This window comes from Cupriavidus sp. CPT47-8839-RL05A, from assembly GCF_058792255.1.
The window spans coordinates 81,387-101,510 of the sequence record NZ_JBYTEG010000017.1; the positions used below are offsets into that span (position 1 = coordinate 81,387).

The following is a 20,124-nucleotide window of genomic DNA, read 5'->3' on the forward strand; positions in this document are numbered from 1 at the left end:
GGCCGAAGCCGAAGCCGAAGCCGAAGCCGAAGCCGAAGCCGAAGCCGAAGCCGAAGCCGAAGCCGAAGCCGAAGCCGAAGCCGAGGCCGAGGCCGAGAGCGGAGATCACGCCGTTGTCATTGGGGAATCCGAAGCGCTGGCAGCTGCCGAGCCCGAACTGGATGTCACCGGTGCCGAGGCCGTAGCCCAGGCCGTGGCAAGCTCCGCGATGGAAGAGGGCAGCGCTCTCGATGCCAGCATCCCGGCACCCGCGGAGGACAACGAACCCGGCGGATTGATGGACGGCAATGGCCTGATCGCCGAGGACGCGGAAGCGGATGCGGCCGAGCCTGCTGGAACAGCAGAAGCGCCTGAAGCGACGGAAGCCCCGGAGGTCCCTGAGCCTGCTGAGACACCTGCACTGAACCAGGCGCCGACCCCGGCCGCCAAGCCGCGCATCGTGCTGCCCGCCGTGGTCGGCCGCACCGTGCCGCTCGCTGCCGCCCAGCCTGCGCCCGTGCCGGTGCCGGTCGCGCCGCCGCCGCGCCCCGTCGTCGACTACCGCCTGCCACCGGCCGAACTGCTGGAGACCGGCGTCGACAGCGCCGAACAGGTATCGGAAGAGCGCCTGCGCGAAACCGGCGAGCTGATCGCCCAGCGGCTGGCCGAGTTCAAGGTGCCAGTGGCCGTGGTTGGCGCCGGTGCCGGCCCGGTGATCACCCGCTTCGAGGTCGAGCCCGCCATGGGCGTGCGCGGCGCCCAGGTGGTCGGGCTGATGAAGGACCTGGCGCGCGCGCTGGGCGTGACCTCGATCCGCGTGGTCGAGACCATTCCCGGCAAGACCTGCATGGGGCTGGAGCTGCCCAATGCGCGCCGGCAGATGATCCGGCTGTCGGAGATCGTCAACGCGGCCTCGTTCCAGGCCCACCATTCGCGGCTGGTGCTGGCCATGGGCAAGGACATCACCGGCAATCCGGTGGTGACCGACCTGGCCCGCGCGCCGCACCTGCTGGTGGCCGGCACCACCGGCTCGGGCAAGTCGGTGGCGGTCAACGCCATGATCCTGTCGATGTTGTACAAGGCCACGCCCGAAGACGTGCGCCTGATCATGATCGACCCCAAGATGCTGGAACTGTCGGTCTACGAGGGCATCCCGCACCTGCTGGCGCCGGTGGTCACCGACATGAAGCAGGCCGCGCACGCGCTCAACTGGTGCGTCGGCGAGATGGAAAAGCGCTACAAGCTGATGTCCGCGCTGGGCGTGCGCAACCTGGCCGGCTACAACCAGAAGATCCGCGCCGCGGAGGCCGCCGAGCGCAAAGTGCCGAACCCGTTCTCGCTGACGCCGGACGCGCCCGAGCCACTGTCGCGCCTGCCGATGATCGTGGTGGTGATCGACGAACTGGCCGACCTGATGATGGTCGCCGGCAAGAAGATCGAAGAACTGATCGCGCGCCTGGCACAGAAGGCGCGCGCCGCCGGCATCCACCTGATCCTGGCCACGCAGCGCCCCTCGGTGGACGTGATCACCGGCCTGATCAAGGCCAATATCCCGACGCGCGTGGCGTTCCAGGTCTCGTCCAAGATCGATTCGCGCACCATCCTCGATCAGATGGGCGCCGAGAGCCTGCTCGGCCAGGGCGACATGCTGTTCCTGCCGCCCGGCACCGGCTACCCGCAGCGCGTGCATGGCGCCTTTGTTGCCGACGACGAAGTGCACCGCGTGGTGGAGCACTGGAAGCAATTCGGCGAACCGGACTACGATGAAACCATCCTCGCCGGCGACCCGGCCGAGGCCGGCAGCACCGACCTGTTCGGTGACGGCGGCGGCGAGGGCGAGGCCGACCCGCTCTACGACGAAGCCGCCAGCTTTGTGCTGACCAGCCGCCGTGCATCGATCTCCGCCGTGCAGCGCCAGTTGCGCATCGGCTACAACCGCGCGGCACGCCTGATCGAGCAGATGGAGGTAGCTGGATTGGTGTCGCCGATGGGCCGCAACGGCGCGCGCGACGTACTGGCGCCGGGGCCGGGCAACTGACGGGTTCGGCAACCACGACTTCCCGGAGGCAGCATGCAGCCTGAACACGGAAACCTGCTGGCGGACGTCCCGGCCGGCGCGGCCCAGGAACTCTTCCAGCCGCTGCTGGAACGGCCCGGGCTGCGGATCGAGCGCATCGTCTCCAACGGGCAGACCAGTCCTGAGGGCTTCTGGTACGACAGTGCAGAGGCGGAATGGGTGCTGCTGGTCAGCGGCAGCGCCGCCATCGAGATCGAAGGCCAGTCCGGCCAGCATCCCATGAAGCCGGGTGACTGGCTGCACCTTCCGGCCCACTGCCGCCACCGGGTGGCGTGGACCGATGCCAGCCAGCCCAGTGTCTGGCTGGCGGTGCATCACGGCGCGGGCTGAGCGCCCGCGCGCATTGCGGCTGGCGCCTGACGGCTTACTCCCCGGATTGCTCCGGAAACACCGGCTCGCCCAGGTTCAGCATCAGCCGGTTCGCCCAGGCAAAGATGGCGATCGAGTGGATCAGGTCCAGGATTTCCGCATCCGTGACGCCCGCTTCCCGCAACGGCTTGAGTTGGTCGGCAGTGACTACGGCGGGCCGCTCGGTCAGTTCGATCGAGAACTTCGCGATTGCCCGCTCGCGCGCAGTCGTGCCGGCGGTATGGGGATCGTCGAACACCTGGCGGATCACGTCGTTGCGCTTGGCCAGTTGTTCGAAGCGCTGGGCATGGACCGATGCGCAGTAGACGCAGCCATTGATGCGCGACACCACCGTGGTGGAGAGCTCGCGTTCGGCGCGCGGCATGCCGCCGGGGGCGTACATGATGGCGTTGAAGGCGGTGGAGCGCTGGCGCAGGATTTCGGGCTGGTGCACCAGGAAGCGGTAGTAATCCTGGACCTTGGCCTTGGGATGGCTCTCTTCGAGTACGGCGACCTGCTCGGGCGTGGCCTGGTCGAGTTCGACCACGTCCAGCCAGGCCTTCCAGTCGAGGACTTCATTAGTGAAGCCGTGGGATTTGATGATCTCGCTCATGCCTGGGCTCCTGCGGCGTTGTCGTTCAGTGCTTTCAGCGCATCCAGGCCGGCCACCAGCCGGACCTGGTACGACAGGAAGGCGACCAGTTGCGCCAGCGTGACCACTGCCGGGGTGCTCAGGCCGGCGGCGGGCAGGGCCTGCAGCGCGGCCTTGTCGCCCTCAACGGGCTTTTCGATCAGCTTGCGGGTGAACTCCAGCATGGCGCGCAGGCGCGTGTCGGCAATATCCTCCGGCTGGCCTTCGGCCGCGGCGCGGACCTGGCTGGCATCTGCGCCGGCTTGCTCAAGGCGCGCGCGATAGTGTGCGGCCAGTGCCGTCGACGGCGTCAGGCGTGCCGCGTACAGCGCAACCAGCAGGCGCTCTGCCAGCGACAGGCCAGGCAGGGCGGGGTCGAACAGGGCGTCGTAGCTGCCTTGCGTGGCGGCCACGACCTTGTTGCGCTGGTGGCGCAGCGCGTGCGTGGCGCTACCCGGCGCGAGGCCGGTGAGCTGGTCGATCAGGTCGACCGTGGAAGTCGGGGGCTGGGTCATCGGACTCTCTAGGTTCAGGTCGGGTGGGATTCAGGCCTTGGCGGTGCGCAGCGCCGGCGGCGGGGCCGGCACCCATTCGTCGCCGAAGACTTCGGGTTCGGCATAGGCCTGCAGCGCGGCGTAGTGCAGCTCAACGTCTTCCTGGTACAGCAGCGCGGCAATGCCCTGGCCGAGCCGGCGTGCGCCGTCGCTGATCGCCGGGATGTCGCCGGACACGGTGCCATGGGACAGCGCCGCCGGATAGCAGAAGCAGTGGATGCGCGTGACGCCGGGGCAGGCGCCGGGCGTCTTCTCCTGGAATTCGAAGGCTGCGCCGAGATCGGGAGAATCGGACAACTCGCGGTCTTCCTGGCCCGCGGGCGGCGCATGGCGGTCGCGCCAGAAGCGGATATGCGGGGCGAAGGCGGCGAACTCCGGCCGTGTTTCCAGCGCGATGCGAAAGCCCGTCGAGAAGATCAGGAAGTCCAGCTCGAACGTGCCCTGCGGTGTCTGCACGTACAGGACATCGCCTTGCGCCTCGATCGCTTCCAGCGCTGCGCCCAGGTTGAAGTAGGCATTGGCATGGCGCGACACGCGCAGCGTGCTGCCGCGCGGCGGCGGCACCTGCTGGGTGTTGATGTAATGGCGCAGCCGCCATTTCCAGGCATCGGACAGCCCGTAGTGGCCGAAAGTCAGGCCCGGATTGCCGGCGCCCTTGCTCTTGTTGACGCGCGGAATGTCCGGGCGGCGGATCAGCATTTCGACGCTGGCGGCGCCCGCCTCCAGCGCGGTCGCGGCGCTGTCCATGCCCGAGGCGCCTGCGCCGACCACGCCCACGCGCTTGCCGCGCAGCTTGGCGTAGTCCATCTCGTCCGAAGAATGCGCCCACAGGTGGCGCGGCAGCGTGTCCGCGACCGGCGGCACGTAGGCACCGCCCAGGCCGTCACGGCCGGTGGCCAGCACCACGCGGCGCGCCAGCACGGTGTGCGGGCCGTCCGGGGTCTGCATCGACAGCGCCACCAGGCCGTCCGCGCGCGGCACGATGGCATCGACCTGGTGCTGGTTGCGGATATCCAGCGCCAGCACCTCTCGGTACCAGCGCAGGTAGTCCATCCATTGCAGGCGCGGGATCTTGTCCAGCGTTTGCCAGGCGGCCTCGCCGAACTGCGCCTCGAACCAGGCGCGGAAGGTCAGGGCCGGCAGGCCCAGCGCGGGGCCGGTCAGCTGCTTGGGCGAGCGCAGCGTCTCCATGCGCGCGGTGGTGGCCCACGGGCCTTCGAAGCCCGCCGGGGCGCGGTCAAAGGCGCGCACGCGGATGCCCAGGTGCGTCAGCGTGGCGCAGGCTGCGAGTCCCGCCATGCCGCCGCCGATGACGGCGGCGTCGAGCACGTCCTGGCCATCGTGGCTGCGCGGCATGGTCCAGGCCTTGGCGGGCAGGTCCAGCCAGGACAGGTCCCGGCGCAGGCGCGCTTCAAGCGCGGCCAGGCCGGCGGCGGGGATAAGGGCGGGAGCGGATAGGTCAGTCATGGCTTGGAAGTCCGGCATCTTGCGTGAGCGTGTCAGCGTCGTCGCTGGCATTGCCATAGAGCGATTGCAGCAGCGCGCCGTGTTCGGCGGGATCGCGCCGCACCAGGTCGGGCAACAGCGCGGCGGCGGCGTCCGCCACGGCCTGCACCAGCCCCAGCACCGCCGTGCTGGCCGGGCGGGCCTGTGGCGTGATCACGCCGAAGTAGAAAGGGATATCGGCATCGATGGGCCGCACGGCGATATCGGCCAGCGGCAGGCCGCGGGCGGTCACCGGCTCCAGCACGGCGATGCCCAGCCCGGCGCGCACCAGGGTCAGCGCGCTGATCGAGGTGTTGGTGTCGATCACGCCCGCTTTGGGCACGCCGGCGCCAGCCAGGGCCCGGTCGACGCGGCGGCGCAGCCGGTACGGGTTCTGCATGGTGACGATGCGGCGCCGGCGGCAGTCCTGCAGCGCGATCGCAGGCTGCGCGGCCAGTGCGTCGTCGGCACGCACGGCTGCGACGCATGCGGACTGGCCGATCCAGTGCACGGTCACGCCGCGGTGTTCCAGCGGCAGGCTGTTCAGGCCGATGTCGGCGGCGCCGGTCAGCACCGCGTGCACCACCTGTTCGGGCGACACACTCTGCACCGCGACACGTTCCGGCGCGCACAGCCCGCGCTCAAAGGCCAGCGCCAGCGCCGGCGGCAGCAGGCCGGCCGCCAGCGCCGGGGTCGCGGCAATGCGCAGGGGCCGGCCATCGCCGCGCGCCAGCGCCGCGGCGCGGGTGCGGATCTGCTGCATGCCGGCCAGCGTCTGCTCGACTTCGTCATAGAGCAGGAAGCCTTGCTCGGTCGGGCTGACGCGCGGGCCGCTGCGGGTGAACAGGGCAAAGCCCAGCTCGGCCTCCAGCTCCTGGATCAGCCGCGTGATGGCCGGCTGCGAGCGGCCGAGCAGGCGCCCGGCGGCGGTGACGCTGCCGGTGGTGACGACTGCGGCGAAGGCTTCCAGTTGCCGGATTTCCATGGCGGGCCGGGTCTCGGGATTAATGTATGTGTAATCCGGATTCTGACGCCTTCATCATGCAAATGGCAAATACTATTTCGGGATAAGGACATGCGACAGCTATGATGTAGCGATGCCGGGCGCACACCGGCCCCATATCGGGACAGACGTTTTGGCTTGGATCCACGGCAGTCGGGAGATTGGGAGAACAGGGCGCGCGCTGTGGCGGGCAGTGGCGTGGGTGCTGGCTGCCGCACTCGCGGGCGCGATGCCGGCGCGCGCGGCAGATCCGCTGCGCATCGGCTCCAAGCGCTTCACCGAGTCGTACATCCTTGGCGAACTGCTGACCCAGGCCGCGGGGCCGCCCGGCGCCGCGCAGCACCAGCCAGGGCTGGGCAATACCGCGATCGTCTTCGAGGCGCTGAAGGCCGGCAGCATCGACCTCTATCCCGACTACACCGGCACGCTCGCCGCCGAAATCCTCAAGCTGCCCCCCGGGGCCGGCCTCGATGCCATCCAGCGGGCACTGGCGCCGATGGGGCTGGGCGCGGCAATTCCGCTTGGTTTCGAGAACACCTACGCGCTGGCTGTGTCCGATGCCCGCGCCGGCGCGCTGCGCCGGCTGAGCGACCTCGCCGCGCAGCCGCAGTTCAGGCTCGGCCTGTCCCACGAGTTCCTGGGGCGCGCCGACGGCTGGCCGGGGCTGGCCAGCCGCTATGGGCTGCCGCAACGCCCGCTCGGGCTGGATCACGGCGTCGCCTACGAGGCCTTGGCCGCGGGACAGGTCGATGCCATCGACATCTATTCCACCGACGCCAAGATCCGCAAGTACAAGCTGCGCGTGCTGGAGGACGACCGGCATTACTTCCCGCGCTACGACGCGGTAGTGGTCTACCGCCTCGACGTTCCGCAGCGCTTCCCGCAGGCCTGGCAGGCATTGGAGCGGCTGGCCGGGCGCGTCAGCGCCGACGACATGATCGCCATGAATGCGGCGGCGGAGATCGATGGCCAGTCATTCGACGCGATCGCGCGCGCGTTCCTGGCCGGCACTGCGGGGCAAAAGGCAGCGCATGACGGTGCCGGGCCGCGCGGCCGGCTGTTTGCCGCGCTGTTCGGGCCCGACACCACGCGCCTGGCGCGGCGCCATGTCGGCCTGGTGGCGGGGGCGGTCGGTGCCGCCACGCTGGTCGGCGTGCCGCTGGGGATGCTGGCGGCGCGGCGGCGCCGCACCGGACAGGCGGTGCTTGGCGTGGTCAGCGTGCTGCAGACGGTGCCGTCGCTGGCGCTGTTGGCGATGCTGATTCCGCTGCTGGGCCGCATCGGCGTCTGGCCGGCCATGGTGGCGCTGTTTCTCTATGCCTTGCTGCCGATCGTGCGCAATACCGCGACCGGGCTGGAACAGGTGCCGCAGGGTATGCGCGACGCGGCGCGTGCGCTCGGGCTGCGCGGCGGGCAGGTGCTGCGCTACGTGGAGCTGCCGCTGGCCTTGCCGGTGCTGCTGGCGGGCATCAAGACCGCGGCCATCATCAGCGTGGGCACTGCGACCATCGCGGCCTTTGTCGGCGCCGGTGGTTTCGGCGAGCGCATTGCCACCGGGCTGGCGCTCAACGACACCACGCTGCTGCTCGCGGGCGCGATCCCGGCAGCGGTGCTGGCACTGGTGGTGCAGGCCGCGTTCGAAACCCTGGAGTGGGCGCTGCGCCGCCATCGCGATGCGCGCTAGCTGCCTTGCTGCGCGATCAGCCGCCCGAGGGTGGCGACGGCGGCCTCGGCCTCGTCGCTCCACAGGTGCCCGTAGTTGAGCCGGATGCAGTTGCGGTAGCCCTGCCGCGCGGAGAAGATCGGACCCGGCGCAATGCCGATGCCGGCGTCGAGCGCGGCATGGTGCAGCGCCAGCGCATCGAAGCCCGGCGCAAACTCGACCCACAGGAAATACCCGCCCTCCGGCCGTGACACGCACACGTCTTCCGGGAAATGCTGGCCGATGGCATCGATCATGCGGCCCTGCTGCGTCTCCAGCATGTGGCGCAGCTTGCGCAGGTGCTTGTCGTAGCCGCCGTGCTGCAGGTATTCGGCCAGCGCCACCTGCGTGGGCACGCCGGCCGACAGCGTGGTCATCAGCTTGAGCCGCTGGATGGCCTCGCCAAAGCGGCCCGGCGCCACCCAGCCGATGCGGAAGCCCGGCGCCAGCGTCTTCGAGAACGAGCTGCAGTGCATCACCAGCCCCTGCGTGTCGAAGGCCTTGGCCGGCAGCGGGCAGCGGTTGCCGAAGTAGAGCTCGCCATAGACATCGTCCTCGATCAGCGGCACCTGGTGGCGCGCCAGCAAGGCCACCAGCGCCTTCTTCTTGTCTTCCGACATGCTGGCGCCGAGCGGATTCTGGAACTGCGTCATGAACCAGCACGCCTTGACCGGGTGCCGTGACAGTGCGGTGTCGAGCGCGCCCAGGTCGATGCCTTCGGCGGGGTCGACCGGGATCTCCACGGCCTTGAGCCGCAGCCGCTCCAGCGCCTGCAGCGAGGCATAGAAGCCGGGCGATTCGATTGCCACCACGTCGCCCGGCTGCGTCACCGCCATCAGGCACAGGTTGAGCGCCTCGAGCGCGCCGTTGGTGACGATCAGGTCCTCGGCCGGCTGCGGCGCGCCCGCGCCCAGGTAGCGCAGTGCGATCTGGCGGCGCAGCGCGGCATTGCCCGGCGGCAGGTCGTTGACCGAGTACCACGGGTCGAGCGCGCGGCCGGCGCGCGCCAGCGACTTGCCCAGCCGCTCCCACGGGAACAGCTCGGGCGACGGAAAGGCCGAGCCGAACTGCACCAGCTCGCGGTCGCGCGCGCCTTCCAGCACGGCGAACACCAGCTTGGAGATGTCCACCTGCGTCGACACCTGGCGCGACGGCCGCGCCTGCGGCTGGGGCAGCTCGCGCCGTGCCGGTCCCGCCACGTAGTAGCCGGAGCGCTCGCGCGCCCGCACCAGTCCGCGCTCTTCCAGCCGGTAATAGGCCTGGAACGCGGTCGAGGGGCTGACGCCATACTGGGCCACGGTCTTGCGGATCGACGGCAGGCGCGTGCCCGGCGGCAGGCTGCCATTGCGGATATCGGCGGCCAGGGTTTCGGCAAGGGCTTCGTAGCGTTTCATGGCGGCTTGGCGGGGGCGGGGCGGGTCAGCGCATTATCTCCCCGCCAGGCAAACTGATACGTAAATTTTCCTGGTATCTGATGCTGTTATGGATGGCGCGCACAGCCCATAATCGGCATCTCGTACACAAAGGCGTTGTGCAAGGAGATGCCATGAACCCGTTGAGGCTGTTGCGGACCGTGCTGTGGGGCTTCTTTGGCCTGCGCCAGGGGCAGGAGCACCAGCGCGACCTGGACACCTTGCGCCCGGTGCCGCTGATCCTGACCGGCGTGGCCGTGGCCGCGGGGCTGGTGGTGTGCCTGGTGCTGGCGGCAAACTGGGCGGTGTCGGCTGCGTGAACTGACTGCCCCCATGCTTCTCTTGCCCCAAGGACTTGATATCGCCACATCCCGCGCGCTGCGCAAGCTGGCCAGCCTGACGCTGGCGGTGCTGCTGCCCATGGGCATGGCGCTGGCCGCCACCGACACGCAACAGATCGAACGCGGCCGCTACCTGGCGCGCATCGCCAACTGCGCCGCCTGCCATACCAGCGAAGGCGGCAAGCCTTTCGCCGGCGGCCTGCCGATCCGCACGGCGGTCGGCACGATCCATTCGACCAATATCACGCCCGATACCGGCAGCGGCATCGGCGCCTATACCCTGGCCGAGTTCGACCGCGCCTTGCGCCACGGCGTGGCGCGCGACGGCAAGCGGCTCTATCCGGCGATGCCGTATCCCTCGTACGCGCGCATGCGCGCCGAGGACGTGGCGGCGCTGTACGCCTACCTGCGTGCCGAGGTGGCGCCGGTCACCCAGCACAATCCCGCGCCGCAGATGCGCTGGCCGTTCAGCATGCGCAGCCTGCTGGCGGTGTGGAACGTCCTGTTCGTCGATGACGACCCGGTCCGCACCGACCCCGCGCGCGGCGCAGCCTGGAACCGCGGTGCCTACCTGGTGCAGGCGGTGGCGCACTGCGGCGCCTGCCATACGCCGCGCGGCAACCTGTTCGCCGAGAAGGGGCTGGACGAGCGCAGCCGCCATTTCCTGTCCGGGGCGAGCGTGGAGGGCTGGTCCGCCACCAACCTGACCGGCGACCAGGTCACCGGCCTGGGCGCGTGGTCGCGCGCGGATATCGCCGAATTCCTGCGCACCGGGCGCAACGGGCACGCGACCTCGTTCGGGCCGATGTCCACGGTAATTTCCACCGCCACCCAGTACATGAGCGCGCCCGACCTCGATGCCGTGGCCGCCTACCTGAAATCCCTGCCCGGCGCGCGCGGCGAGGACAAGCCGTTCCGGCACGATGCCGCCACCGCGCAGCAGCTGCGGCAGGGCCGCTTCGATGTGCCCGGTGCGCGCCAGTACGCGGTGTTCTGCATGCCTTGCCATGGCGCCGACGGCAAGGGCTTTGCCCGCGTGTTCCCGCCGCTGGCCGGCAACCCCACCGTGGCCGATCCCGACCCGGCCTCGCTGGTGAACCTGCTGCTCGACGGCGCCGTGACCGCGCGCGTGGGCACCGCGCCGGCGGATTACCACATGCCCGGCTATGGCTGGACGCTGGACGACCAGGAACTGGCCAATGTGCTGACCTTTATCCGCGGCAGCTGGGGCAACCGCGCGGCGCCGGTGCCGGAAGCCGCCGTGGCGGCACGGCGCAAGGCGCTGGCCGCGCAGCACCCGGCCGCGGCAGGCGACGCATCCCGATGAGCACCCGATGACGATTACGCGCAGAGACTTCCTCAACGGCACCGCCCTGACCATTGCCGCCGGCCTTGCGCCCGTGCAGTTGCTGCACGCGCAGCAGGGCGGGGCAGGCGTGGCGTATCCGCCCGCGCTGACCGGCCTGCGCGGCAACCATGCCGGCACCTACACGCTGGCGCACAGCCTGGCGCGCGAGGGCGCGAAATACCCGGTCGTAATGGCGCGCGAGGCTTTCGACCTGGTGGTGGTCGGCGGCGGCCTGAGCGGGCTGGCGGCGGCGTGGTTCTACCGGCGCCGTTTCGGCGCCAACCGGCGCATCCTGATCCTGGACAACCACGACGACTTCGGCGGCCATGCCAAGCGCAACGAGTTCACGGTGCGCGGCAAGCGGCTGGTGACCTATGGCGGCAGCGCAGAAATGCCGGCAGGCGCTGCCAGCGACGCCGCGGTGCGCGAACTGCTGGCGGGGATCGGGCTCGATGCCACGCGCCCGCCTGGCACTGTGCCTGCGGATCCCTATGCCGCGCTCGGCATGGGCCGCGCCGTGTTCTTCGATGCCGAGCATTTCGGGCGCGACCAGTGGGTGGCTGGCGATCCGTTCGGCGAGCTGATCGATTCCCGCAGCGGGCAGCAGGCCGGTGCCCCGGATGCGGCTGCCCTGTCGCGCTTCCTGGACAACACGCCTTTGCCTGCCGCGGACCGCGCTGCGCTGGCGCGGCTGGCCGCCGGCACCACTGATTACCTGCCGGCGCTGTCCGGGGCCGAGCGCGCGGCAGCGCTGCGCTCCATGCGTTACGCCAGCTTCCTGCGTGACAAGGCCGGCATCGGCCTGGCCGGGCAGCGCTTCCTGCGCAGCCGCAGCAACGATGCCTATGCGCTCGATGCCGATGGGATTTCGGTTGCCGACGCCATTGCCATCGGCCTGCCTGCCGGCGCCAACATGCCCGCGCCGGCGGGCAATGCGCGGCTTGGCAAGTCGCCGGCATCGCGCCTGTGGTTTCCGGATGGCAATGCCTCGCTGGCACGGCTGCTGGTGCAGAGCCTGATCCCGGGCGCGGCGTCGATCGCGCGGCCGGCCGATGTGGTGTCGGCCGCGTTCGACTACAGCCGGCTGGACCGCGACGGGCAGCCGGTGCGCCTGCGCCTGAACAGCACCGCGATCGCGGTCGAGCCCGACGGCAATATCACGCGCGTGACCTACGGGTTCAGCGGCAACCTGCATCGCGTCGAGGCGCGCCACGTGGTGCTGGCCGGCTACAACATGATGATCCCGTACCTGCTGCCGTCGCTGCCGGCCAAGCAGAAAGAGGTGCTGCACAACGAGGCCAAGGCGCCGCTGGTCTACACCAAGGTGGCGCTCGACCACTGGCAGGCGTTCGCCGCGCTGCGCACGCGCCGCATCCACGCGCCGGCCATGGCCTATACCGACCTGTGGCTGGAGCCGCCGGCGGGCAGGCAGCCCTCCGATCCGGCCGTGCTGCACATGCTCTATGTGCCGACCGTGCCTGACAGCGGCATGCAGGCGCGCGACCGCTTCCGCGCGGGCCGCGCCTTGCTGCTGGGCACGCCGTTCGACACGCTGGAGCGCGACATCCGCGCGCAGCTTGACCGCATGCTCGGGCACAAGGGCTTTGCTTCGAAGGACGTGATCCGCGGCATCACCGTCAACCGCTGGGCGCATGGCTACAGCTATATGCCCGACAGCCTGGCCGCTGAGAACGTGGCGCCCGACGCGGTGTGGCCAGGGCTGGCCGGCGTGGGCAATATCAGCATCGCCAACAGCGACAATGCCGGCAGCCCTTCGCTGACCGCGGCGGTGGGACAGGGGAAGCGGGCAGTCGAGCGGCTGCCCGGGTAGCAGGGCTTCAGCCTTCGCGCGGCGGCGTCAGCGCATCGATCTCGGCGTCCTTGGCTTCCCACTGGCGTGCCAGCCAGTTGTGGAATTCCGTGCGGAAGGCCTTGTCGCTGCCGTAGTCGGCCTCGCAGAAGGCCGGCGGCACCGGCAACTGCCGCATGCGCACCAGCACCGGGCCGGCGCGTCCGCAGGCCAGGTCCCAGAAGCCTGGCGCGCCTTCCGGGTACACGATGGTGACGTCGAGCAGGGAGCGGAACTTGTTGCCCATCGCATTCAGCGCCACCGCCAGCCCGCCGGCCTTGGGCTTGAGCAGATGGCGGTACGGTGAGTCCTGGGCCGCGCGCTTGGCCTCGGTGAAGCGGGTCCCTTCGGCAAATACCATCACGCTGGTCGGCACCAGCGAAAACTTCGCGCAGGCGCGCTTGGCCGTTTCCTGGTCCTGGCGCCGCAACGCCGGATTGCGCCGCAGCTGCGCCTTGCCGTGGCGCTTCATGAACGGAAAGTCCAGCGCCCACCACGCCAGCCCGATCACCGGCACATAGATCAGCTGCTGCTTCAGGAAAAACTTCAGCAGCGGGATGCGCCGGTTCAGCGAGCGCTGCAGCACGAAGATATCGGCCCACGACTGGTGGTTGCAGTTGACCAGGTACCAGTCGGCATAGCGCAGTCCCTCATTGCCCTGGACGTCCCACGGCTCACGCTGGATCCACGCGAACCAGCCGGTGTTGCCGGAGATCCAGGCGGTGGCGATGCCGTTGAGCATCGGATCGATGCGCCGCCTGACGGCGGCAAACGGCAGCACCAGCTTGAGCAGCGCGAGCGGGAACAGCAGCGCGCACCAGAACAGCGTGCTGCCGCTCAGCAGCGTCCAGCTGAGCGTGCCGGTGAGCCACGCGAAGCGGCCGCGCGGCACCGGAGCCGGACGGCGGCGAGTTGGCGGTGGGGAGGGCTGACTGGTTGAGGCATTGGTGCCGGTGGCACCGGTTGAAGGGGAGGGAACTGAGGTCATGGATGCCAGTTTGCAGGCTTGAAAAGGTTGAGGGCTTGCGCGTGATCAAGGCAGGCACTATTGCGTGCGTACTTCAACTTGCCCAAAGGGGTGCATGGCATGCATTCTGCCTTGCCGCGGGGGAACGCACAGGCCTCAGAACACGATAGTCGCCGTCCCCATGAATGTGTTCGTACTCTTCAGGCGGTTCTTGCTGGCGACGGTCGGCACCCAGCGCAGGCCAAGCGAGAGCAGACTCTTGGCGCCGATCTTGGTGTCGTAGGTGACGATCGGGCCCACCGCCCAGTCATGTCCGCGGAAGCCGTTCAGGCGGTCGGCGAGCGGGCCGCTGTCGTCGCCGAGCTGCTGCGTCGTGCCCGCGATCAGCCCGAGGCCGGCACCGTTGGCAAAGCGCTTGAGCAGCATGGTGTCGAGCGTGAACAGCGGCGCGTTCTGGTAATCGGTGGCGTTGTTGCGGGTGTAGAACTGGATCCCCGCCACGGCATCGAACTCAAGCCCTTGTTCGGGAAACAGCTTGGTGTAGGCCACCTGCGGAATGAAGGTCCAGTTGTTCAGGCTGGGGTTGGCCAGGGCGTTGGGGTCGTACTTGCCGGTCGGCGCCCACACGTTCAGGCTCAGCGCCACGTGCTCGGTCTTCGAGAAATGGTAGCCCGCGATGATCGGTGCGAAGGTAATGTCGAACAGGTTCGATGCGGTGTCCTGCGTCTTGCCCCCCAGCCCGCCCACGCTGAGGTTGGCGGTCACCTTGGTCCAGACATAGGGCAGCGTGAAGCTGGAGGCAAAGTTCCAGGGGCCGGTGTCGGTGTCCCAGACTTTCATCACCGTTGCCAGGGTGAACGCGACTTTGCCGTCCACGCCCAGCGCTGCCTTGCCCGCGATGGGCACGCTGCGGCTGCCGCTGATCGAGCCATCCAGGTAGATCTCGCCGACGTTTACGATCAGCGCCGGCTCCGGCGACACGACCCCTACATTGGGAAGCACGCTGGTGCCGGTCACGGGTCGCCCCAGGGCGCCTTCAGTCGCGTGCGCACCTGCACAGGCAAAGAGGAAGGGGGCAGCAACGGCGAGCCGGTTTGCGATGGTCTTTGACATATTCACGGAATATGAAGTGCAAGGCCGGCCCGGCGCTTGCCGGAATGCCGGACCCTGGCGCATGCCTGCCAGCGCCAGCTACAGTGAAATCACACGGTAAGGCAATGCCCAACCCTTATATTTTTGCGAAATTGCATACTACCAGCAAAGACCGCCGTCACTGCCAGCGCGCAAACCGATGAAAATCTTCATCACGGCATCGTAAATATTTACTTCACAAGCCCTGAGACGCTCTGCGATGATGGAAACGCCATATTCAATGGCGGGTGTTACCAATTTCGTTCAGGGCGGCCTTTCGAAATGAATTCAGTCATGCAGAAACTACGGCTAGCTGCGGGTAGCGTTGCGGTGATCTTGCCGCTGCTTGCCAGTGCGGCCGGGCCATCGACAGAGGACATGAATTCGTCAAACAATCCGCTTAGCCCGACTATTACCCTGAACCTGCAGGACCAGTATGTCGGGCGCTATTACGGACTCGGCGACGAGGACGGCAACAGCGTCTTGTTGCGCGGCACCATTCCACACAAGCTGTTCGGGTTGCCGCAGATCGTCCGGTTTACGATGCCGGTCGTGACCACGCCGAACGTGGCGCCGGACGGCAGCAAGACCGGGCTGGGCGACCTGAACCTGTTCAACCTGGTCCTGCTCAAGGGGATGGGGATGGAATGGGGCATCGGGCCCCAGCTGACCATCCCGACGGCATCGCGCGACCAGACCGGCACCGGGAAATGGCAAGCCGGCCTGGCCGGCGTGGCTATCTCCCCGCAGAAATGGGGCATGGTCGGCGGGCTCGTGACCTGGCAGCATTCATTTGCCGGGGAAAGCGACCGGCCCACCCAGGACAACCTGACCGCGCAGCCGTTCCTGATCTATAACCTGCCGCAAGGCTGGTACCTGCGCAGCACCGCCACCTGGAATTTCGACCTCAAGCGTGGGAATTATTACATCCCCCTCGGTATCGGCGCGGGCAAGATCTGGAAAATCGGCAAGGAAACTTACAACGTGTTTGCCGAGCCGCAATGGACGGTGGGGCACGAGGGAGTCGGGGTGCCCAAATTCCAGGTGTTCATGGGCTTGAATATCCAGTTCCCACTGTAGCCATAAACAGGGACCCTTCATAACTTGCTGATGACCCGCTCCCAGGCAAGCCAGCGCATTGCATCGCTGCTAGGCGCACTGGCCTTGCTCTGGTGCGGCGCCGCCTTCGGCCAGGCTGAAGCGCCGGCTGAAAAGAAACCGCTGTCGTTCTTCGATCCTGAGGACGGCAAGCTGGACATGAGCGACTTCCTGCTCAATCACAAGGGCGCGCTGCCGGTGCCGGTCGTTATCACGGAACCAGCCGTTGGCTACGGCGGCGGGCTGGGGCTGATGTTTTTCTCCGAATCCATGGCGGATGCGGCGGCCAGCGCCAAGGCCAGTGGAAAGGGGCCCGCACCGCCGAACATTACTGCCATCGGCGGTGCGTATACGGAAAACGGCACCTGGGGCGCCGGCGTGGCGCACTTCCATACCTGGGACGGCGACCGCTACCGTTATCTTGGGGGCATCGCCAAGGTCAATGCAAACCTGGACTACTTCGGCTTGCTGAACCAGCCCCGTGCCTACGAACTCAGAGGCGTGGCATTGGTGCAGCAACTGCTCGTGCGGGTTGCCGATACGCGTTGGTACGTGGGGCCGCGCTACGTGTATTTCGATTCGACCGCGACCTTCAAGGTTGGCGATGCGGGTGAACTCGGCAGCTTCGACAAGACCCAGCGCATCGGCAAGGCCGGGCTGGTGGTGGACTACGACTCGCGCGACAACATCTTCTATCCCAGCCGCGGCAGCTATGCCGAGCTGGAGGCGCAGTTTGCGCGCGGCGGCTTTGGCAGCACGCAGTCATTCAATATGTACAACGCGCGCGGCTTCACCTGGCTGCCGCTGGCGCGCACCGTGATCCTGGGGCTGCGCGCCGATACGCGCTTTTCCACCGGCGACGTGCCGTTCTACGCGCAGCCGTTCGTGGACTTGCGCGGGGTGCAGAAGGGGCGCTACCAGGACCGCAATGCGCTGGCGGCTGAAATGGAGCTGCGTTGGGACGTGACGCCGCGCTGGTCGCTGCTGGGCTTCACCGGTGTCGGCAAGGCATACGGGCGCTGGCATGATTTTTCCGATGCCTCGACCGTCTACAGCGTCGGTGCGGGCTTTCGCTACCTGATTGCGCGCAAGCTCGGTGTCTCGATCGGTCTTGACGTGGCCCACAGCAAGGGCCAGAACGCCTTCTATATCCAGGTGGGGAGCGCATGGCACTGAGTTGCCGGAACCGCTCCATGTGCCGGTAGGGTGTCCTGGCGCCCACGCGCTCAACCTGCTCGCTACGCTATGGCAGCCAAGAAGATCAAGGACAGGAGGGGCATGATCGCCAGGCTGTCTGCCCCCGATGAGACGGCCAGCCGGAACTACCTACGCGAAGCGGTGCTGCTCTGCGAAACGCATCTGGCCGGGCTGCCGGATGTCTCCAGGCCTTACTTCGGCGGGCACTTCGTCTGGCAAAACCGCGTTCACTACTATGTGGCCGGCCAGGAGAACGGCGGCCGCAGCCGCTTGATCGAGGTGTTCGTGATCGACGCTGGCGAAAACCTGGAGCCGCTGCACGCCTTTCAGTATCCGCCACCGCTGGCAGCGCTGTTTCCGGCAGACTACGGCATCCTCAATGAGGGTGAGGAAGATCCGGCGGCCCTGACGAAGATGGTGCCAAGGGCAGATAGCGAGCGATGAGCAGGGCGCCAGTGGCAGTGCGCGCAAGAAAAACTTAATTCACTTGGCCTCCGAACGAGAAAAAGCTGACTTCTGATAGCCGTAGCCATCTGAGATCATGGTTTGCGCTGAGTCAGCATGATTCTTGTATACAAAGAGGCGGAGTGAATGAGCGGACGACGTAAAGGCAGCAATCCCGGCGCGGGCGCGGGGCGTTCCGGCTCGGTTGCGCTTGCCGCGGGACGGCGCAGCGGGCAGAAGGCACTGATCCTGGTGCTGCTGGGTCTCGGGGTCGCAGCAGGCCTCGGCGCCAGCTACTGGTACATGCAGGGGCGGACGCCAACGGCGCCCGCCATCGTCATCGGCGATGGCAAGCGCGGACCCGCTGGCATGGTGCGCGTGCCCGGCGGCGAATTCCTGATGGGCAGCGACAGCAAGATGGCCCAGGCCAACGAGAAGCCGGCACACAAGGTGCGTGTGCACGCCTTCTGGATGGACCAGCACCACGTCACCAATGCGGAATTCCGCAAGTTCGTCGAAGCCACCGGCTACGTCTCGACCGCGGAACGGGCACCTGACTGGGAAACCCTGCGGGTCCAGCTGCCGCCCGGCACGCCGCGCCCGCCCGACAGCGCCATGGTGGCCGGCGGCATGGTCTTCGTGGGCACGCCGCGGCCGGTGCCGCTGCAGGACTACTCGCGCTGGTGGCGTTATGTGCCCGGTGCCGACTGGCGCCATCCGACCGGCCCCGGCAGCTCGATCGAAGGCAAAGACAACCACCCGGTGGTCCAGGTCTCGTATGAAGACGCGCAGGCCTACGCCAAGTGGGCCGGCAAGCGCCTGCCCACCGAGGCGGAATGGGAGTTTGCCGCGCGCGGCGGGCTGGAGCAAGCCACCTATGCCTGGGGCGAGCAGTTCGCCCCCGACGGCAAGCAGATGGCCAATGTCTGGCAGGGCCAGCAGAACCAGCCGTTCCCGGTGGTCAGCCCCAAGGCGGGCGGGGCGCTCGGCACCAGCCCGGTTGGCACGTTCCCGCCCAACGGCTATGGCCTGGCCGACATGACCGGCAATGCCTGGCAGTGGGTGTCCGACTGGTATCGGGCCGACCAGTTCCGGCGCGAGGCCGGCAAGGCCCAGCCGATCGAAAACCCGATGGGGCCGCTGGTGTCCTGGGATCCGTCCGAACCCGGCGTGCCGGTCAACGCGCCCAAGCGCGTCACGCGCGGTGGCTCGTTCCTGTGCAACGAGGATTTCTGCCTGAGCTACCGCCCCAGCGCACGGCGCGGGACCGATCCCTTCAACAGCATGTCGCACCTCGGCTTCCGCCTGGTGATGGACGAGAGCCGCTGGGCCGAACTGCAGCGGCGGCCACCGGTGGCCATGGCCGGCAAAGCAGACCCGTTAGCGCGCTAGCCCCGCGCGCGACACGTGACTTCAACCACGGCAGCACGTGACAGGAGCGAACAACATGAACATCGCAGCGTCCCCGTCAATCCTTGCCAGCCACTTGCGCAAAGTCATCGCGGCGCTGGCGCTGGCCGGCCTGGCGCTGGCCGGCTGCTCCACCCCCGCGACTGCGCCCGCTGCGCCGGATACCGCGGCGCAGGCGGTGCAGCCGGCGGGGACGGCACTGGCGTCGTGGCGCGATGGTCAGGCCCGGCAGGCACTGCTGAAGTTCGTTGCCGACGTGACGCGGCCGGGATCGCCCGGTTTCGTCGCACCCGAGGAGCGCGTCGCCGTGTTCGACAACGACGGCACGCTGTGGAGCGAGCAGCCGCTGTACTTCCAGTTCTTCTTCCTGCTCGACCAGATTCGCGCCGCGGCGCCGCAACACCCGGAGTGGCGCAGCAACCCCGCCTTCAAGGCGCTGATGGCCAACGACATGGAGGGCCTGATGCGCAACGAGAAGCAGCTGGCCGGCCTGATCGCCACGGCCAACAGCGGCATGACCACGGACGAGTATGACCGCACCATCCGCGACTGGCTGGCGAAATCGCGGCATCCCAAGTTCAACCGGCCCTATACCGAGCTGGTCTATCAACCGCAGCTGGAACTGCTGTCCTACCTGCGCGCCAACGGGTTCAAGACCTACATCGTCTCCGGTGGCACCATCGAGTTCATGCGCCCCTGGAGCCAGGCTGCCTACGGCATTCCGCCCGAGCAGGTGATCGGCTCCTCGCAGGCCGTGCGCTACCTGGTGCGCGACGGCAAGCCGGTGCTGGTGCGCGACCCCAAGCTGGAATTCGTGGATGACGGGCCGGGCAAGCCGGTCGGCATCTACCGCCATATCGGCCGCCGGCCGATCCTTGCCGTGGGCAACTCCGACGGCGACCTGCAGATGCTGGAGTACACCACCGGCGGCGACGGTCCGCGCATGGGCGTGCTGGTGCATCACGACGATGCCGAGCGCGAGTTCGCCTATGACCGCCAGTCAAAGGTGGGCAAGCTCGACAAGGCACTGGACGCTGCCCGCGCCAAGGGCTGGACGGTAGTCAGCATGAAGCAGGACTGGCAGCAGGTTTACCCCACGGCTGGTGCGAAGTAGGCAGAAAAGGAAGCCGGCATGCCACGTGTGCCGG

At 68.2% G+C, this 20,124-nt stretch carries 18 protein-coding genes; 11 read left to right on the top strand and 7 right to left on the bottom strand.

The features are described from left to right. Together AC3WVS_RS21005 and AC3WVS_RS21010 are read left to right on the top strand one after the other, a co-directional pair. The coding region (locus tag AC3WVS_RS21005) for a DNA translocase FtsK (protein WP_492320195.1) at positions 1-2,017 on the top strand (2,017 nt) is incomplete at its 5' end. 33 nt (positions 2,018-2,050) lie between these two features. Continuing rightward, positions 2,051-2,386 carry a cupin domain-containing protein gene (locus AC3WVS_RS21010; RefSeq protein WP_492320196.1) on the top strand — a complete coding sequence of 112 codons (336 nt, stop codon included), beginning with the start codon at positions 2,051-2,053 and terminating at the stop codon, positions 2,384-2,386. A gap of 34 nt (positions 2,387-2,420) precedes the next feature. Here AC3WVS_RS21010 and AC3WVS_RS21015 read toward each other — a convergent pair whose 3' ends face one another. Genes AC3WVS_RS21015 through AC3WVS_RS21030 form a run of 4 tightly spaced genes read right to left on the bottom strand, consistent with a single transcriptional unit; the run spans position 2,421 to position 6,059 of the window. After that, a complete protein-coding gene (locus tag AC3WVS_RS21015; RefSeq protein WP_492320197.1) occupies positions 2,421-3,017 on the bottom strand; it encodes a peroxidase-related enzyme in 597 nt (198 codons plus the stop codon). After that, positions 3,014-3,550 (bottom strand): CMD domain protein, encoded by a 537-nt coding sequence (locus AC3WVS_RS21020; protein WP_492320198.1) that lies wholly within the window; start codon positions 3,548-3,550, stop codon positions 3,014-3,016. The genes AC3WVS_RS21015 and AC3WVS_RS21020 overlap by 4 nt, the downstream gene beginning before the upstream one ends. Positions 3,551-3,580: 30 nt before the next feature. Next, entirely contained in the window at positions 3,581-5,056 is a 1,476-nt protein-coding gene (locus tag AC3WVS_RS21025; RefSeq protein WP_492320199.1) for an FAD-dependent oxidoreductase, read from the bottom strand. Then, on the bottom strand, positions 5,049-6,059 hold the full coding sequence (locus AC3WVS_RS21030) for a LysR family transcriptional regulator (RefSeq protein WP_492320200.1): 1,011 nt from the start codon (positions 6,057-6,059) through the stop codon (positions 5,049-5,051). Before AC3WVS_RS21030 ends, AC3WVS_RS21025 begins: the two co-directional genes overlap by 8 nt. Positions 6,060-6,306: 247 nt before the next feature. On the opposite strand from AC3WVS_RS21030, the gene AC3WVS_RS21035 reads away from it, so the two are divergent. Then, positions 6,307-7,761 (top strand): glycine betaine ABC transporter substrate-binding protein, encoded by a 1,455-nt coding sequence (locus AC3WVS_RS21035; RefSeq protein ID WP_492320264.1) that lies wholly within the window; start codon positions 6,307-6,309, stop codon positions 7,759-7,761. Here AC3WVS_RS21035 and AC3WVS_RS21040 read toward each other — a convergent pair. Further along, positions 7,758-9,173: an aminotransferase-like domain-containing protein gene (locus tag AC3WVS_RS21040; protein WP_492320201.1), complete on the bottom strand. Its 1,416-nt coding sequence runs from the start codon at positions 9,171-9,173 to the stop codon at positions 7,758-7,760. The genes AC3WVS_RS21035 and AC3WVS_RS21040 overlap by 4 nt on opposite strands. A 152-nt stretch (positions 9,174-9,325) precedes the next feature. Between AC3WVS_RS21040 and AC3WVS_RS21045 the strand changes: the two genes are divergently transcribed. The 3 genes from AC3WVS_RS21045 to AC3WVS_RS21055 are packed head-to-tail and all read left to right on the top strand — an operon-like array spanning position 9,326 to position 12,711. Further along, a complete protein-coding gene (locus AC3WVS_RS21045) occupies positions 9,326-9,511 on the top strand; it encodes a DUF2970 domain-containing protein (protein ID WP_010811552.1) in 186 nt (61 codons plus the stop codon). Positions 9,512-9,524: 13 nt separating this feature from the next. Continuing rightward, positions 9,525-10,859, top strand: a complete 1,335-nt coding sequence (locus tag AC3WVS_RS21050; RefSeq protein WP_492320202.1) for a c-type cytochrome — start codon at positions 9,525-9,527, stop codon at positions 10,857-10,859. A gap of 7 nt (positions 10,860-10,866) precedes the next feature. Next, the gene (locus AC3WVS_RS21055; RefSeq protein WP_492320203.1) at positions 10,867-12,711 is read left to right on the top strand and encodes an NAD(P)/FAD-dependent oxidoreductase; all 1,845 of its coding nucleotides are present in this window, start codon (positions 10,867-10,869) and stop codon (positions 12,709-12,711) included. A gap of 7 nt (positions 12,712-12,718) precedes the next feature. On the opposite strand, the gene yihG is transcribed toward AC3WVS_RS21055, so the two are convergent. Both yihG and AC3WVS_RS21065 read right to left on the bottom strand, forming a co-directional pair. Then, positions 12,719-13,621 carry a 1-acylglycerol-3-phosphate O-acyltransferase, YihG family gene (gene yihG, locus AC3WVS_RS21060; RefSeq protein WP_492320265.1) on the bottom strand — a complete coding sequence of 301 codons (903 nt, stop codon included), beginning with the start codon at positions 13,619-13,621 and terminating at the stop codon, positions 12,719-12,721. Positions 13,622-13,852: 231 nt separating this feature from the next. Next, the gene (locus tag AC3WVS_RS21065; RefSeq protein WP_492320204.1) at positions 13,853-14,809 is read right to left on the bottom strand and encodes a SphA family protein; all 957 of its coding nucleotides are present in this window, start codon (positions 14,807-14,809) and stop codon (positions 13,853-13,855) included. A 312-nt stretch (positions 14,810-15,121) separates the two neighbouring features. Here AC3WVS_RS21065 and AC3WVS_RS21070 point away from each other — a divergent pair, with 312 nt between their 5' ends. From AC3WVS_RS21070 to AC3WVS_RS21090, 5 genes are all read left to right on the top strand, one after another. Continuing rightward, positions 15,122-15,907, top strand: coding sequence for a hypothetical protein (locus AC3WVS_RS21070; RefSeq protein ID WP_492320205.1), 786 nt, complete (start codon positions 15,122-15,124; stop codon positions 15,905-15,907). 30 nt (positions 15,908-15,937) lie between these two features. Further along, positions 15,938-17,101: a BamA/TamA family outer membrane protein gene (locus tag AC3WVS_RS21075; protein WP_492320206.1), complete on the top strand. Its 1,164-nt coding sequence runs from the start codon at positions 15,938-15,940 to the stop codon at positions 17,099-17,101. A gap of 69 nt (positions 17,102-17,170) precedes the next feature. Next, entirely contained in the window at positions 17,171-17,566 is a 396-nt protein-coding gene (locus AC3WVS_RS21080) for a hypothetical protein (protein WP_492320207.1), read from the top strand. 147 nt (positions 17,567-17,713) lie between these two features. Continuing rightward, the gene (locus tag AC3WVS_RS21085; protein WP_492320208.1) at positions 17,714-18,958 is read left to right on the top strand and encodes a formylglycine-generating enzyme family protein; all 1,245 of its coding nucleotides are present in this window, start codon (positions 17,714-17,716) and stop codon (positions 18,956-18,958) included. A gap of 55 nt (positions 18,959-19,013) precedes the next feature. After that, positions 19,014-20,090, top strand: coding sequence for an HAD family hydrolase (locus AC3WVS_RS21090; protein WP_492320209.1), 1,077 nt, complete (start codon positions 19,014-19,016; stop codon positions 20,088-20,090). Positions 20,091-20,124 lie beyond the last annotated feature (34 nt).

Bases quoted from the DNA above. Each gene is read 5' to 3' on its own strand.
- AC3WVS_RS21045 (WP_010811552.1), top strand. From the start codon at position 9,326: ATGAACCCGTTGAGGCTGTTGCGGACCGTGCTGTGGGGCTTCTTTGGC.
- AC3WVS_RS21050 (WP_492320202.1), top strand. From the start codon at position 9,525: ATGCTTCTCTTGCCCCAAGGACTTGATATCGCCACATCCCGCGCGCTG.
- AC3WVS_RS21040 (WP_492320201.1), bottom strand. From the start codon at position 9,173: ATGAAACGCTACGAAGCCCTTGCCGAAACCCTGGCCGCCGATATCCGC.
- AC3WVS_RS21025 (WP_492320199.1), bottom strand. From the start codon at position 5,056: ATGACTGACCTATCCGCTCCCGCCCTTATCCCCGCCGCCGGCCTGGCC.
- AC3WVS_RS21055 (WP_492320203.1), top strand. From the start codon at position 10,867: ATGACGATTACGCGCAGAGACTTCCTCAACGGCACCGCCCTGACCATT.
- AC3WVS_RS21075 (WP_492320206.1), top strand. From the start codon at position 15,938: ATGACCCGCTCCCAGGCAAGCCAGCGCATTGCATCGCTGCTAGGCGCA.
- AC3WVS_RS21015 (WP_492320197.1), bottom strand. From the start codon at position 3,017: ATGAGCGAGATCATCAAATCCCACGGCTTCACTAATGAAGTCCTCGAC.
- AC3WVS_RS21065 (WP_492320204.1), bottom strand. From the start codon at position 14,809: ATGTCAAAGACCATCGCAAACCGGCTCGCCGTTGCTGCCCCCTTCCTC.
- AC3WVS_RS21085 (WP_492320208.1), top strand. From the start codon at position 17,714: ATGAGCGGACGACGTAAAGGCAGCAATCCCGGCGCGGGCGCGGGGCGT.
- AC3WVS_RS21035 (WP_492320264.1), top strand. From the start codon at position 6,307: ATGCCGGCGCGCGCGGCAGATCCGCTGCGCATCGGCTCCAAGCGCTTC.
- AC3WVS_RS21070 (WP_492320205.1), top strand. From the start codon at position 15,122: ATGCAGAAACTACGGCTAGCTGCGGGTAGCGTTGCGGTGATCTTGCCG.
- AC3WVS_RS21010 (WP_492320196.1), top strand. From the start codon at position 2,051: ATGCAGCCTGAACACGGAAACCTGCTGGCGGACGTCCCGGCCGGCGCG.
- AC3WVS_RS21030 (WP_492320200.1), bottom strand. From the start codon at position 6,059: ATGGAAATCCGGCAACTGGAAGCCTTCGCCGCAGTCGTCACCACCGGC.
- AC3WVS_RS21090 (WP_492320209.1), top strand. From the start codon at position 19,014: ATGAACATCGCAGCGTCCCCGTCAATCCTTGCCAGCCACTTGCGCAAA.
- AC3WVS_RS21080 (WP_492320207.1), top strand. From the start codon at position 17,171: ATGGCAGCCAAGAAGATCAAGGACAGGAGGGGCATGATCGCCAGGCTG.
- AC3WVS_RS21020 (WP_492320198.1), bottom strand. From the start codon at position 3,550: ATGACCCAGCCCCCGACTTCCACGGTCGACCTGATCGACCAGCTCACC.